The organism is Lysinibacillus parviboronicapiens, from assembly GCF_003049605.2.
GTDB lineage: Bacteria > Bacillota > Bacilli > Bacillales_A > Planococcaceae > Lysinibacillus > Lysinibacillus parviboronicapiens.
The window spans coordinates 3,514,698-3,528,367 of record NZ_CP073713.1; the positions used below are offsets into that span (position 1 = coordinate 3,514,698).

Consider the following 13,670-nt stretch of genomic DNA (forward strand, 5'->3'; position numbering starts at 1 on the left):
CTGTTCGTTTTTGATATTAGGGTATAAAAAAATCAGCCTAGCTTTCATAAGCTAAGCTGATTTTTATTTTAATGAAATACGCTTTATATCGAGTGTACCTTGCTCGAGCCAATTTTCAGCAATTGAACGGAAGATTGGCACAGAACCAGTTGCATAAAATTTATGAGCAGGCACAGCATCTGAATCTGCTAAAGTGCCGTTATACGCAAGCATTTCCTGAACATCCTTTGCTGTTTCTTCCGCAGATGATAGCACAAAAACATCTTCGCCAACAACTGCTTCAATTTGTTTTTGCAAAATAGGATAATGCGTACATCCTAAAATCACCGTATCAAATTGTTCATTTTTTAACGGTTTTAAGCCTTCTGCAATTAAATTATTTGCAAAATCACCTTTATATTCGCCACTTTCTACAAGTGGGACGAATGTTGGACAGGCTAATGGAATAATCTGTGTTGACGTACTCAGTGACATCAATGCTTCCTCATACGCCCCACTTTTAATAGTACCTTCTGTTGCAAGCACAACGACTTCATGTCGCTTCGTTTTCTTTACAGCTGCACGTGCGCCAGCATTAATAACGCCTAGTACCGGAAAAGGCATATTTCTTTGTAAACTTTCGAGTGCTACTGCAGTCGCTGTATTACAAGCAATGACGAGCATTTTAATATTCATTTTTTCAAGTGCTTTTGCCATTTGCCAAGTAAAATTCCGTACTTCTTGTCGAGTTCGTGGACCATATGGACATCTTGCTGTATCACCAATATAATAAATCGTTTCATTTGGTAATCGCTTCATTATTTCTTTTGCTACGGTTAAACCGCCTACTCCTGAATCAATAACGCCTATCGGGGCATTCATACTTTCCGCCTCAATCCTGTTTCATGTGTACATGTAGTTTTTGTAAATAGCTCGATAATTGCCCGACTTCTTGTTCATTAAAACCTACAAGCATCTCCTGCAAATACTGCTGTCTTTTTTCAATAACCTCTTGTATAATACGTTCGCCCTTTTCGAGAAGATGAACAACAACAACACGACGATCATTTTCGTCACGCACACGCTTGACTAATTCATTTTTCTCCATCCGGTCCACTAAATCTGTTGTCGTACTAAATGCTAAGTATAAACGGTTTGACAAGTCGCCAATTGTAATATCACCAAGCTCCTCTAACCACTGTAACGCAACAAATTGTGGCGGCGTAATCGCATATTGTGAAACAATTTCTCTTCCTTTTTGCTTCACAATGGCCGCTATATAGCGTAATTCCTTTTCAACCGTTGCAACGGTTTCAGGTGAGTGCTTTGTTACTTCATCCGACATATAACTATTTCACTCCTAAAAATACGTTGAATAGTTCTATTTTGTCGTTTTTTTCACGAAATAGCAAGTGTCCAATTAGTCTAATTTGAATTCTTCTAAGCGTAACAGCTCAATTAACGCCTGAGATCGATTTGTTACACCAAGCTTTTGAATTGTATTGGAAATGTGGTTTCGCACTGTTTTTTCACTAATACCAAGCTGCTCTGCAATATCCCTCGTTGTTTTTTCAGCTAATAAAAGCGCAAATATTTCACGTTCTCGGTTTGTTAAAAGAGAACGATGATGAGAGCCAGTCATTTTCAGTCACACCCTCCTCCCCCGCACGTATTGTAACTTATGTTAAGGAACGATGAGCGGTGACGGCTATTTTCATGTTTACCACGTGTTTCCACAAAAAATTCGGAAGTTTCTTCTTTAAATTATTTGTTTTTTATGTAATGGCACAACTTCTTTTTCACAATATTGCTTTAAAAAGCCAGAAAAAAATCAACTAATAACCAATGATGCTAAATGTGCCTTTTCTTCATCTGAGATTGGTACACTCTTTCCTGTTCGTGGATCCATTTGCACAACTGTACCACGTCCTGTGAAGCATACTTCATCTTTTTGATTTTTAGCTAAGTAATGAATATCCATTGATGAATTCCCAACTTTCGCTACTTTGGTAAACACACGAATGACATCGTCAAAGAAAACTTGCTTGACATAATCACATTGTAAATCAGCTACAATCGGTATGCCTTTGACATTTTCATCTATTGTTGAAGGCATAAGTATGCCTAAATGATTAAAATAATCGATCCTTGCCTGTTCAAAATATGTAAAGCTAACTGTATTATTCATATGACCAAACATATCCGTCTCGGAAAACCGCACACGCACTTCAATAAAAAACGAAAAATCCTTTACCCACTCTTGAAAGTCACCAATATAACTTGCCTTCATATTTTTTCATCCCCTTATTATTAATCTACCTTACCTCAACAGCATGTAGCTAATGTGTCGCATTTACCACAGATGGAAAACAGGAGCTTTTCACGAATTAGGGCTACTTTCTATCAAGTTTATTCACCTCAAACATTTTTTCTGGTTAAAGGTTGATATTAGCCCCCTCTAACGTATGCCATCCGCAGAAAGCAGTATGTAACTCCTGATGATTGAAGCGAAAATGAATACATATTCATTATATAGGAAAATACTTTATTAGCATATAAAAATCTGATATTTCTGTGTTTTATTAAACAATTCCCTTGTTTTATCCATTCCCTTCTATAATTAAGTAATAAAAAAACTCCCCTACACAGCTTGTGTAAGGGAGTATAGCTTGTACAATTAGTCAACAAAGTGATCAGAACCGAAGAAGTTACGGAACATTTGCACTGTCGTTGCACGGTTTAAAGATGCGATAGATGTTGTTAAAGGAATACCTTTAGGACAAGCAGCTACACAGTTTTGTGAGTTACCGCAGTTAGCAAGACCACCGTCACCCATGATTGCATTTAAACGCTCGTCTTTAATCATTGCACCAGTTGGGTGAGTATTGAAAAGACGTACTTGTGATAATGGTGCTGGCCCAATGAATGAAGCTTTTTCAGACACGTTTGGACATGCTTCCATACATACACCACAAGTCATACATTTAGATAATTCATAAGCCCATTGACGTTTACCTTCTGGCATACGTGGACCTTCACCTAAATCATACGTGCCATCAATTGGCACCCATGCTTTAACTTTTTTAAGTGCGTTGAACATACGATCACGGTCAACTTGTAAGTCACGAATAACTGGGAAAGTTTTCATTGGCTCAAGGCGAACTGGTTCAGTCAATTGATCAATCAGTGTTGAACAAGATTGACGAGGACGACCGTTGATAACCATTGAACATGCACCACAAACTTCTTCCAGACAGTTCATATCCCATGCAACTGGTGTTGTTTTTTCACCATTTGACATAACTGGGTTCTTTTGAATTTCCATTAATACAGAAATGACGTTCATACCGTGGCGGTAAGGAACTTCGAATTTCTGCCAGTAGCCATTGCCACCTTGTGTATCTTGACGTAAAATTTCAACTTTTACCATTCTTCCAGTATTAGCTGCGATATCCATAATTCTTAGTCTCCTTTCGCAGAGTAGTCACGTTTACGTGGTGGGATTAATGACACGTCAACTTCTTGGTAAGTGATGATTGGCTCGCCTGTAGCAGGATCGAATTTCGCCATAGTCGTTTTTAAGAAGTTTTCATCATCACGTTCTGGGAAGTCTGGTTTATAGTGTGCACCACGAGATTCGTTACGTAGTAGGGCACCTTTTGTCATTACTTTCGCTAGGTAAAGCATGTTTTTCAACTGACGCGTAAAGTGAGCACCTTGGTTACTCCATTTTTGCGTATCATTGATGTTAATGTTATCCCAACGTTTTTGTAATTCGCTAATTTTTTTGTAAGTTTCTTCAAGCTGATCGTTAAAGCGTACAACTGTCATTGTCGCAGTCATTAACTCACCAAGCTCTTTGTGAATAAGGTAAGCGTTTTCTGTGCCGTCCATTTTCATGATAGCATCCCACTTAGCTTGTTCTTCTTTTACGCGTGCATCATATACTTCTTGTGGAGTATCTTCAGCATGTTTTTTAAGATGTTTAACATAATCCACTGCATTTGGACCAGCAACCATACCACCGTAAATAGCAGATAATAATGAGTTTGCACCAAGACGGTTTGCACCGTGTTGAGAGTAATCACATTCACCTGCAGCAAATAAACCAGGAATTTCAGTCATTTGGTTGTAGTCAACCCATAATCCACCCATTGAGTAGTGAACTGCTGGGAAAATTTTCATTGGTAATTTACGTGGGTCATCGCCTACGAATTTTTCATAGATTTCGATAATACCACCAAGTTTAACATCTAATTCATGCGGATCTTTATGTGAAAGATCTAAGTAAACCATGTTTTCGCCGTTGATACCAAGTTTTTGGTTTACACAAACGTCAAAAATTTCACGTGTTGCAATATCACGTGGTACTAAGTTACCATATGCAGGGTATTTTTCCTCAAGGAAGTACCAAGGTTTACCGTCTTTGTAAGTCCAAATACGTCCGCCTTCACCACGAGCAGATTCTGACATTAGTCGATTTTTGTCGTCTCCAGGAATAGCTGTTGGGTGAATTTGAATGAACTCACCATTCGCATATGAAGCACCTTGTTGGTATACGATAGAAGCAGCAGAACCTGTATTGATAACAGAGTTCGTTGTTTTACCGAAGATAATACCAGGGCCACCAGTCGCCATAATAACAGCGTCTGCACGGAATGATTTAATTTCTTCTGTACGCATATCTTGCGCTACGATACCGCGACATACGCCGTCAGGATCGACTACTGCACCAAGGAATTCCCAGTGCTCATATTTGCTCACTAAACCAGCTACTTCGTGAGAACGAACTTGCTCGTCTAGTGCGTATAGTAATTGTTGACCAGTTGTTGCACCAGAGAAGGCTGTACGGTGCATTAAAGTACCACCGAAACGACGGAAGTCAAGTAAACCTTCAGGCGTACGGTTGAACATTACACCCATACGGTCCATTAGGTGAATAATACCAGGGGCTGCATCACACATACCCTTAACAGGTGGCTGATTTGCTAAGAAGTCCCCACCATATACTGTATCGTCAAAGTGAATCCAAGGAGAATCCCCTTCACCTTTCGTATTTACCGCGCCATTAATTCCGCCTTGCGCACAAACAGAGTGTGAGCGTTTTACAGGAACTAATGAGAATAAATCAACTTCAGTACCAACTTCAGCTGCTTTAATCGTTGCCATCAGACCAGCTAAACCGCCGCCGACAACAATTATTTTGCTTTTCGCCATGATTATTTCTCACTCCTCTTAAAAAATTGCCATGATTGCATGTGCTCTATAGTAGCCTCTATTGATTATACGAAAGCTAAAATAGCAGCCACACCCATAACACTTAAAATTACGAAAATAATGTTTGTTACATAAGTAGCAACCTTTTGAGCCTGTGGAGATTGTGTAATACCCCAGCTTACTAGGAATGCCCATAAACCGTTTGATAAGTGGAAAGTTGCTGATAAAATACCAACAATGTAGAATCCAAGCATAAATGGATTTGCAACGATATCTGCCATCATGTCGTATTCAACGTGCGCTCCAAGTGCTTTTTGAATACGAGTTTGGAAAATATGCCATGCAATGAAAATCACTAGGAATACACCAGTGAAGCGTTGTAATGAGAACATCCAGTTACGGTATGTGCTAAAACGACCTGTATTTGGTGTAGCTGTAAAAGCAATGAACACACCATAGAAAGCGTGGAACATTAATGGGATATAAATAATTACCCATTCCATAAGCAACAATAGAGAATGTGGAAATAGTTCCATTACCCCTGTTGCTTCATTGTAAGCTTCTTCACCGCCAACAGCAGTGAAGTTTAATGACAAGTGGAACGCCAAAAACAAACCTACTGGAATGACACCAAGTAGAGAATGTAAGCGGCGCCATAAAAACTCTCGATCTTTCGACAAGACTGTTACCCCCCTTAGTACTTAAAATAGCACAACAAAAGAAGTCACCATTTTGTAAATGAAACTTCATTGACTGTGTATTTCATCATGGTACAATATTATGACATGTTTATTGTACTCTCAAGAGCTACGAGCGTCAAGGTAACTTGGAGTTTTTAATAGCCCTTATTAAAGTAATAATCTAGTACATGATGCGTTATTTTTTCTCGAAAAATCTATCTTTACTTTAACACTGCTAAATTATAAGAAAATTCTAAGAAAGAAGGATATCAATGTTAAATACTCCATCTCCTACAATATCATCATTTGGGTATGAGATAATCCGCGATCATATTCTATCTTCCATTCTTGGTAAACATGAAAATGACGTGCTTTATTGGGCTGGAAAAGAGCTTGCTAGGAAGTTCCCCTGTAAAAGTCAAGAAGAAATTATCGCATTTTTCGCAGATGCCTGCTGGGGTACTCTAGAACTTACGAAGGAATCGAAGGATGGACGTATCTTCCATTTAACAAATGAGCCAGCACTTTTACAACTTAAAAATCGTAGTTTTCGACTTGAAGCTGGATTTATAGCTGAGCAGATTCAGCAAGCAAAAGGCTATTTGACTGAATGCTACGATGAAAAACGTGAAAAGCAACAGCTCGTAATGTTTACCGTCAAGTGGGATGTGAAAGAGCGTATCATGAACACGATTCCGTCAGAGTAATAGAAAAAGATTGTCATTCCTGTCCCTTGCGAATGGCAATCCTTTTTTATTTTAACTCGTTATTGTCGACACACCTCTTCTTTATACTTGAAGCGCTTCAGCTAAATTAAATTCCGCATGCAAGGCGTTAGCTGCATGAATCATATCGTCTTGGGCGACAACAACAGATACTTTAATTTCTGAGGTACTTACCATTTTCACTGGAATACCTTTACGACGTAAACAATTAAACATACGTGCAGCAACTCCTGGATTCGACGCCATACCTGAGCCGATAATTGATACCTTCGCTAAGCCAACTTCAAAATCAGCAAAACTAAAACCTAATGATAATTTACTATTTTCTAAAACGTGTAGCGCTTCTGCAAATTGCTCTTTCAAAATCGTAAATGATACAGACGGCTTCAAGCCATCTATAATGGCCTGGACAATAATATCTACATTTATACGATTCTCTGCCAATACCGCAAATATATCTGCTAAGGAAGCATCTGAATAGGCATCATAGCCAACAGTTAAGCGGATAATGTCTGATTCAAAAGCCACACCACGTACGATTAAATTTTTTTCCATTTCAACTTCCTCCTTTAATAAGGTTCCAGCGACATCTACCATGCTCGAACGAATAACAACGGGCATTTGGAACTTTTTCGCTAGCTCCACTGCACGTGGATGTATAATATGCGAGCCCAAATTTGACAGTTCTAGCATTTCATCATATGAGATTTCCTTTAACTTTTGCGCTGCTGGAACATGACGTGGATCGGCTGTATAAACCCCGTCTACATTTGTGAAAATATCGACGCGTTCCGCATGAATAGCTGCAGCAATGGCAACCGCTGACGTTTCTGCCCCACCTTTACCAAGTGATGTAATGTTTTGAGCATCATCTATGCCTTGTTCACCCGCGACCACAACAATTTGCCCCTGTTCAAAATGTTTTTCAATACGCGTTACATCAATATCTTCAATACGTGCATTGCGGTGCTTGGCATCAGTTTGGACGCCTGCCTGCCAACCAGTTAAAGACACTACGTCATAGCCTGCTTCCTGAATTGCAATCGCCAATAACGCACTGGCTACTTGTGAAGTCGTTGAAAATAGTACGTCCAGTTCACGCTTTGAAGCATTGTCCGATATATCGCGTACTATCTTTGCTAACTCTTTGGATGTACGCCCCATTGCCGCTGTCACAACCACTACATCAAGTCCGCGCTTCTTTTCGGCAATTGCCTTATTCGCGACCTCCTGAATATAATCCGTTGACGCTATCGCTGGACCGCCAAATTTAAGTACAATTCTTGTCATCGTTCTCTTTCTCCTTTTAACTCGATTACACCTTTACGTGGATTGTAAATTGTGCTAACACGATTCTCACTTATCAATCCTAGAGACGCTTTAGCCAACTACATAAGCCACTTAGACGTTGACACAGTATAGTAAAACCTTAGCGATCATCACTCACTTTGATAAATGAATACATGCAAAATAATATAAAAGATCCGTCCTTTGAACATCAAAAAGGCAGCATTCACGAAATGTGAAAGCTGCCTGCAACATGAACAATATATAAAGCTTGCGCATGTGTGATAGCTCTCCGAAACCTCAAGATTCGACAGTCTTACATTTCTTAAATGCAAAACCAGCAAAGCATCGGAAACAACGATACTCCACTTCGGCAAGCTTCCCTTTCACACATTATCCTAGGGTTTGTTCCCCCTCCAATGCGCTACTATTAAACCTTGCACCTCTATCATCACTAAAATAGTGAATATTATATTAATAGTTACGTTAGCATATGTCTAGTCCTTTGACAATGCTTCTTGCTGAAAATAAGTGTAAATATTGCTAGCTAAATTAGCGGGTATGCCCGCCTCTTGTAGCGCGAGCTCGCTCGCCTCTCGTATTTTCTTCACCGAGCCAAAATGCTTTAACAACTGTTGCTTTCTCTTCGGCCCAATGCCCTCAATTTCATCGAGTACTGATTGGATTGCATTCTTTTCATGCTGTTGTCGGAGGAATGTAATCGCAAAACGGTGCACTTCGTCCTGAATGCGTTGTAATAAATAAAATCCGTCACTCGTACGTTTTAAAGCTACGACCTCTGGAGGATCTCCAAATAAAAGCTGTGAGGTATTGTGTTTATCATCTTTCGCTAAGCCAGCAATTGGTATAACAAGACCCAGCTCATCCTCTAACACTTCTCGTGCAACTTCCATTTGCCCTTTCCCACCGTCAATCAGTACTAAATCAGGCAATGGCAAGCCTTCCTTTAATACCCTTGAGTAACGGCGACGAATCACTTCTTGCATTGCCCCATAGTCATCATGCTTGGTAGCTGTGCGCGTTTTGTACTTACGATATTCTTTCTTTGCAGGTTTCCCGTCAACAAATACGACCATTGCTGATACAGCATCTGCCCCGTGCATATGACTATTATCAAATGCCTCAATTCGCAATGGGGCCGATATGCCCATCGCCTCACCGAGTGCCTCACATGCACCTATCGTACGCTCTTCTTGACGTTCGATGAGTTGAAACTTAGCCTTAACAGCAATCTCCGCATTTTTTGTTGCTAAATCTACTAGCTCTTTTTTCTGACCCCGCTTCGGCGTAAGTACCTTCACATCAAGTAGTTCCGTTAAAATGGTTGCATCTATGGCCTGCGGAATAAAAATTTCTTTTGGTTTAATGTGTTCAAGCTTCTCATAAAACCGACCAACAAATGTTAAAAATTCTTCCTCGGCATCCTGATAAATTGGAAAAATCGAAACATCTCGCTCAATCAGTTTGCCTTGGCGTACGAAAAAGACTTGTACACACATCCAGCCCTTTTCTACCGCATAGCCGAAGATATCTCGATTCGTCGTATCACTCGATACAATCTTTTGCTTTTGCATAACGGTATCGATATGAGCAATTTGATCGCGGAATTCCTTCGCTCGCTCAAACTCTAGGTTTTCAGCAGCTGCAAGCATTTTCACTTCAAGCTCTTTTTTGACTGTTTCAACCCCACCATTTAAAAACTTTGTCATATCCTCAATCATATCGTGATAAATTTGTGCATCTATTACTTTTACACAGGGTGCTAAACATTGCCCCATATGGTAGTACAAGCACACCTTTGATGGTAATTGCACACATTTTCTAAGCGGATATAAACGATCAAGTAGCTTTTTAGTCTCACTTGCAGCATATGCATTTGGATATGGGCCGAAATACTTCGCCTTATCTTTTTTTACCTTCCTTGTCGTAATTAGACGTGGATATTTTTCATTAGTAATTTTTAAATATGGATACGTTTTATCGTCTGTTAGCATGACATTGTATTTCGGATCATGCAATTTGATGAGATTAAGCTCTAAAATAAGTGCCTCTAGGTTTGACGATGTCACAATATATTCAAAATCCTCAATTTCACTAACAAGGCGCTGTGTTTTTCCCTCATGTGTTCCCGTAAAATATGAGCGCACACGGTTTTTAAGGATTTTAGCCTTTCCTACATAAATAATTGTGCCTTGCCTATCCTTCATCAAATAGCAGCCAGGCTGATCTGGTAAAATGTCAAGCTTGCGTTTGATTAAATCATTCATCGCCTACCTGCCCCCCCTTTTCTTACATTATATAACGAAAAAAAGCCAAGCACATCTAAAGATGGCCCGGCTTTTCCTTTATTGCTGATTAAGCGTGTTTCGTAATGAAAGCTTCTAATGCTTCTTTTGGTTGGAAACCAACTGTTTTGTCTACTAATTCCCCATTTTTGAATAATAGTAGGGAAGGGATAGACATGATTTGGTATTGCGCTGCTGTACCTTGGTTGTTATCTACGTCTACTTTAACAATTTTAGCTGCGCTACCTGCAGCGTCCATTTCTTCAAGCACTGGACCAATCATTTTACAAGGTCCGCACCAAGCAGCCCAAAAGTCTACAAGGACTAACCCTTCTTTAATATCATCTTGGAAAGTTGCATCTGTTGCATGTACAATTGCCATTTGAAATCCTCCTTAAATCTTACTATGCTTGTAGTATAGCATGGATAAATTCGCTGGAGCGAACAATCTGCTTAGATTGCATAATTTATGAAAAACAAGGATAAAAGAGTCGAAAAAGACATTATATTGATAATCGATTCAGCCTAATTTTCTTGAAAACGACCTTTATACACATACGTTAAGGTAATAAAGATATAAATGGCTAATGTAATACCTGTGACGATAATAGATGTTGTAAAAATAATGCCAATCAGAATGGCACTTAGCGCAATAATTGCAATCCACGTTGTATAAGGGAACCATTTTACCGCGTAGGCACTTGTTTTTTCGGCTTGTTTTTGACGCGACTTCAGGTGCGCAATGGCAATGATTAACCAAATAAATAACACCGTATATCCAAGGGAGCCCATTAGAAAATCAAAGGTTTTACTACCTGCAAATAAAGAAATGATTACACCCATGTATAAAGCTACAGTACACATCAATATAGCATATACTGGCACTTTTCTTTTCGATAAATGTGCAAATATTTTAGGAATACGTCCATCCACTGCTTGTGTATATAGCACGCGTGAGGAACCATAAAGCCCCGAGTTCATTGATGAAATAATTGCAAGTAAAACGACTGCGTTCATAATATGGTCTGCACCAGGAATACCAATCATGTTAAACACCATCACAAACGGACTTTCTGGCACTCCATTTACTTCATTCCAAGGAATTAAGCTAACGATAATAAAGAAAGGCAGTAAATAGAAAGTGACAATACGTACTAATGTACTACGCACAGCTTTTGGCACTACTTTTTCAGGATTTTTCGTTTCAGCTAGAGTAATACCAATAATTTCAGTACCACCATAAGAATAAATAACGACAAGCATGGCAGCAATTAAGCCCGTTGATCCATTTGGGAAGAAACCACCGTGCTCCGTTAAATTAGAAAATCCAACAGCTGTATGATTGCCAAAAGTAACTAGTAACAAAACTAATCCCGCTATGATAAACACCACAATAACGGTAATTTTAATTAACGCCAGCCAATATTCTGTTTCTGCAAAAACTTTAACCGATAATAAGTTAATGGCTGTAACTAACACTGATACCGATAATGCAAGGATCCAAATGGGATAATGGGGTAACCAATATTGAATAAAAATAGCCGCAACTACAGATTCCGCCGCTATATTTAACACCCACATCTTCCAATAAATCCAATCTAGAAAATACGCTGGATACTTTCCTAAAATTGTTTGTACTAAATCTCTAAATGTTCTGGCTTCATTATTTCGAACAGCCATTTCTGCTAAACCTTGCATAACAAATAATAGAATAATACCACCTATTAAGTACGCTAAAAGCACTGATGGCCCCGCCATATCTATAGCTGCACTGCTCCCTTTAAATAACCCGGCACCAATGGCACCACCTAAAGCCATCATCGTAATGTGCCGTGAGGTCATTGTTCTCTGTAATTTCTGGTTGACTTTTTCCATTTTCTTACCTCCTAAAATCAAAAAAGGCATATCGTCTGTTCCTTCATTATCAAATGAAAGAAGAGACGATATGCCATAGCAAACCGCGGTACCACTCTAATTGGTTCTTTTCGAACCCTACTTAAAAACCTTGTAACGAAGGTTAATCGTCAAACAAATAGAATAATCTGTCAATTCCATTTATCTTACCACTCCTAGGCAAGTTCAAAGTCTTATTGGACTGCGTTGCACCACCCCGCAGCTCTCTTCACCAAATAATGAGCTTTTACTACTCCTAATCTTTGCGTTTCAAAACATTATTATTGAAAAATTTAATTATTATCCATCACTATACGGTCTATTATGCACTCTGTCAATATTTTATTTTGCAATAACTTTCAAAAGTGAAACGGCCTACATACATATTTGCTAAAAATCTATTACAAAAAAGCAGGGAAGATTATCCTCCCTGCGTGACATATAAATCTATTATTTATGCGTTCACTTTTAACGCTTTGAACTCTTCAATTAGAAGCGGTACTACTTCGAATAGGTCGCCTACAATCCCATAATCCGCAATTTTAAAGATATTTGCCTCTGGGTCTTTATTAATCGCTACGATTACTTTTGAATTCGACATACCCGCTAAGTGTTGAATTGCTCCAGAAATACCTGCTGCAATGTAAAGGTCGGGTGTTACAACTTTACCAGTTTGACCAATTTGTAGTGAATAGTCACAGTATTCAGCATCACATGCGCCACGTGAAGCACCAACTGCACCACCAAGTAAATCTGCTAATTCTTTTAATGGCTCGAAACCTTCTTCAGATTTCACACCGCGCCCACCAGCAACAACTACTTTTGCTTCTGAAAGATCGACACCTTCCGAAGATTTACGAACAACTTCTTTAATAATTGTGCGTAGGTTGGTAATTTCTACAGATACTGCAGACACATCACCAGATTTACCCGCTTCTTTTTCTAAAGGTGCGATATTGTTTGGACGAACAGATGCTAAAACAACTCCGTCTTTAACTTTTACTTTTTCAAAAGCTTTACCAGAGTAGATTGGGCGGATGAATACTACATCATCCCCTGCACCTTCAATTGATGTTACATCAGATACAAGACCTGCTTTCAATTTACTTGCGATTTTTGGTGATAAATCTTTACCATTAGCTGTATGACCAAAGACAATTCCAGTTGGATTTTCTTGTTCGATTACAGCTAGCAAAGCCTGACCAAAGCCGTCTGATGTATATTGTTTTAAATGTGGATGCTCCACAGTTACGACACGATCAGCACCATACTCGAATAATGGACCTGTAAGATTTGCTACAGCATCCCCTAAAAGAACACCAACAACCTCGCCGCCATCAGCGATTTGTTTAGCTGCTGCAATTGCCTCGAAAGATACGTTACGTAAACTTCCTTCACGAACTTCACCTAATACTAATACTTTTTTTGACATAGTATATTCCCTCCGTTACCCTTTAAGATTCGATTTACATCATCATTTACACCTCGGCCTTTTTTCGTCCGGATATGTGAAGTGTACTTAGGATGGCACGATGGCCGACGGTCATTGTGCTAAAGCCACAGGTTACCATTGTAGATTATTA

The 13,670-nt window shown here is 39.2% G+C and carries 13 protein-coding genes, 1 riboswitch and 1 other annotated feature; of the genes, 1 reads left to right on the top strand and 12 read right to left on the bottom strand.

Annotated features, from left to right (window positions below; all coding sequences use genetic code 11):
• Positions 1–63: 63 nt before the first annotated feature.
• The 7 genes from racE to C9J31_RS17080 all read right to left on the bottom strand — a co-directional run bounded on the left by racE (position 64) and on the right by C9J31_RS17080 (position 5,876).
• Positions 64–861, bottom strand: coding sequence for a glutamate racemase (racE, locus tag C9J31_RS17050; RefSeq protein ID WP_107923451.1), 798 nt, complete (start codon positions 859–861; stop codon positions 64–66).
• Between the two features lie 10 nt (positions 862–871).
• Positions 872–1,324: a MarR family winged helix-turn-helix transcriptional regulator gene (locus tag C9J31_RS17055; protein ID WP_107923450.1), complete on the bottom strand. Its 453-nt coding sequence runs from the start codon at positions 1,322–1,324 to the stop codon at positions 872–874.
• A 75-nt stretch (positions 1,325–1,399) separates the two neighbouring features.
• Complete coding sequence (locus C9J31_RS17060) at positions 1,400–1,621, bottom strand: helix-turn-helix domain-containing protein (RefSeq protein WP_107923449.1); 222 nt, start codon at positions 1,619–1,621, stop codon at positions 1,400–1,402.
• A gap of 189 nt (positions 1,622–1,810) precedes the next feature.
• Complete coding sequence (locus tag C9J31_RS17065) at positions 1,811–2,269, bottom strand: acyl-CoA thioesterase (protein ID WP_107923448.1); 459 nt, start codon at positions 2,267–2,269, stop codon at positions 1,811–1,813.
• A 387-nt stretch (positions 2,270–2,656) separates the two neighbouring features.
• Positions 2,657–3,436, bottom strand: coding sequence for a succinate dehydrogenase iron-sulfur subunit (gene sdhB / locus C9J31_RS17070; RefSeq protein WP_107923447.1), 780 nt, complete (start codon positions 3,434–3,436; stop codon positions 2,657–2,659).
• Between the two features lie 5 nt (positions 3,437–3,441).
• Positions 3,442–5,196: a succinate dehydrogenase flavoprotein subunit gene (gene sdhA / locus C9J31_RS17075; RefSeq protein WP_107949944.1), complete on the bottom strand. Its 1,755-nt coding sequence runs from the start codon at positions 5,194–5,196 to the stop codon at positions 3,442–3,444.
• Positions 5,197–5,261: 65 nt separating this feature from the next.
• Positions 5,262–5,876, bottom strand: a complete 615-nt coding sequence (locus tag C9J31_RS17080; RefSeq protein WP_107923445.1) for a succinate dehydrogenase cytochrome b558 subunit — start codon at positions 5,874–5,876, stop codon at positions 5,262–5,264.
• 272 nt (positions 5,877–6,148) lie between these two features.
• Here C9J31_RS17080 and C9J31_RS17085 point away from each other — a divergent pair, with 272 nt between their 5' ends.
• Positions 6,149–6,583: a YslB family protein gene (locus tag C9J31_RS17085; protein ID WP_054767286.1), complete on the top strand. Its 435-nt coding sequence runs from the start codon at positions 6,149–6,151 to the stop codon at positions 6,581–6,583.
• An 81-nt stretch (positions 6,584–6,664) separates the two neighbouring features.
• Here C9J31_RS17085 and C9J31_RS17090 read toward each other — a convergent pair whose 3' ends face one another.
• The 5 genes from C9J31_RS17090 to C9J31_RS17110 form a co-directional block, all read right to left on the bottom strand.
• Positions 6,665–7,891 (bottom strand): aspartate kinase, encoded by a 1,227-nt coding sequence (locus C9J31_RS17090; RefSeq protein WP_107949942.1) that lies wholly within the window; start codon positions 7,889–7,891, stop codon positions 6,665–6,667.
• A 274-nt stretch (positions 7,892–8,165) separates the two neighbouring features.
• Positions 8,166–8,344, bottom strand: a riboswitch (Lysine riboswitch).
• A 41-nt stretch (positions 8,345–8,385) separates the two neighbouring features.
• Positions 8,386–10,176 carry an excinuclease ABC subunit UvrC gene (uvrC, locus tag C9J31_RS17095; protein ID WP_107949940.1) on the bottom strand — a complete coding sequence of 597 codons (1,791 nt, stop codon included), beginning with the start codon at positions 10,174–10,176 and terminating at the stop codon, positions 8,386–8,388.
• Between the two features lie 88 nt (positions 10,177–10,264).
• On the bottom strand, positions 10,265–10,576 hold the full coding sequence (trxA, locus tag C9J31_RS17100) for a thioredoxin (protein ID WP_054767285.1): 312 nt from the start codon (positions 10,574–10,576) through the stop codon (positions 10,265–10,267).
• Between the two features lie 143 nt (positions 10,577–10,719).
• Complete coding sequence (locus tag C9J31_RS17105; protein WP_054767284.1) at positions 10,720–12,069, bottom strand: amino acid permease; 1,350 nt, start codon at positions 12,067–12,069, stop codon at positions 10,720–10,722.
• A 58-nt stretch (positions 12,070–12,127) separates the two neighbouring features.
• Positions 12,128–12,360, bottom strand: a binding site (T-box leader).
• A gap of 181 nt (positions 12,361–12,541) precedes the next feature.
• Positions 12,542–13,519 (bottom strand): electron transfer flavoprotein subunit alpha/FixB family protein, encoded by a 978-nt coding sequence (locus C9J31_RS17110; RefSeq protein WP_107923442.1) that lies wholly within the window; start codon positions 13,517–13,519, stop codon positions 12,542–12,544.
• Positions 13,520–13,670: the final 151 nt, after the last annotated feature.

Coding starts and splice junctions, on each gene's coding strand:
- C9J31_RS17085 (WP_054767286.1), top strand. CDS start 6,149: ATGTTAAATACTCCATCTCCTACAATATCATCATTTGGGTATGAGATA.
- C9J31_RS17065 (WP_107923448.1), bottom strand. CDS start 2,269: ATGAAGGCAAGTTATATTGGTGACTTTCAAGAGTGGGTAAAGGATTTT.
- sdhA (WP_107949944.1), bottom strand. CDS start 5,196: ATGGCGAAAAGCAAAATAATTGTTGTCGGCGGCGGTTTAGCTGGTCTG.
- C9J31_RS17090 (WP_107949942.1), bottom strand. CDS start 7,891: ATGACAAGAATTGTACTTAAATTTGGCGGTCCAGCGATAGCGTCAACG.
- C9J31_RS17060 (WP_107923449.1), bottom strand. CDS start 1,621: ATGACTGGCTCTCATCATCGTTCTCTTTTAACAAACCGAGAACGTGAA.
- racE (WP_107923451.1), bottom strand. CDS start 861: ATGAATGCCCCGATAGGCGTTATTGATTCAGGAGTAGGCGGTTTAACC.
- uvrC (WP_107949940.1), bottom strand. CDS start 10,176: ATGAATGATTTAATCAAACGCAAGCTTGACATTTTACCAGATCAGCCT.
- C9J31_RS17055 (WP_107923450.1), bottom strand. CDS start 1,324: ATGTCGGATGAAGTAACAAAGCACTCACCTGAAACCGTTGCAACGGTT.
- sdhB (WP_107923447.1), bottom strand. CDS start 3,436: ATGGATATCGCAGCTAATACTGGAAGAATGGTAAAAGTTGAAATTTTA.
- C9J31_RS17105 (WP_054767284.1), bottom strand. CDS start 12,069: ATGGAAAAAGTCAACCAGAAATTACAGAGAACAATGACCTCACGGCAC.
- C9J31_RS17110 (WP_107923442.1), bottom strand. CDS start 13,519: ATGTCAAAAAAAGTATTAGTATTAGGTGAAGTTCGTGAAGGAAGTTTA.
- trxA (WP_054767285.1), bottom strand. CDS start 10,576: ATGGCAATTGTACATGCAACAGATGCAACTTTCCAAGATGATATTAAA.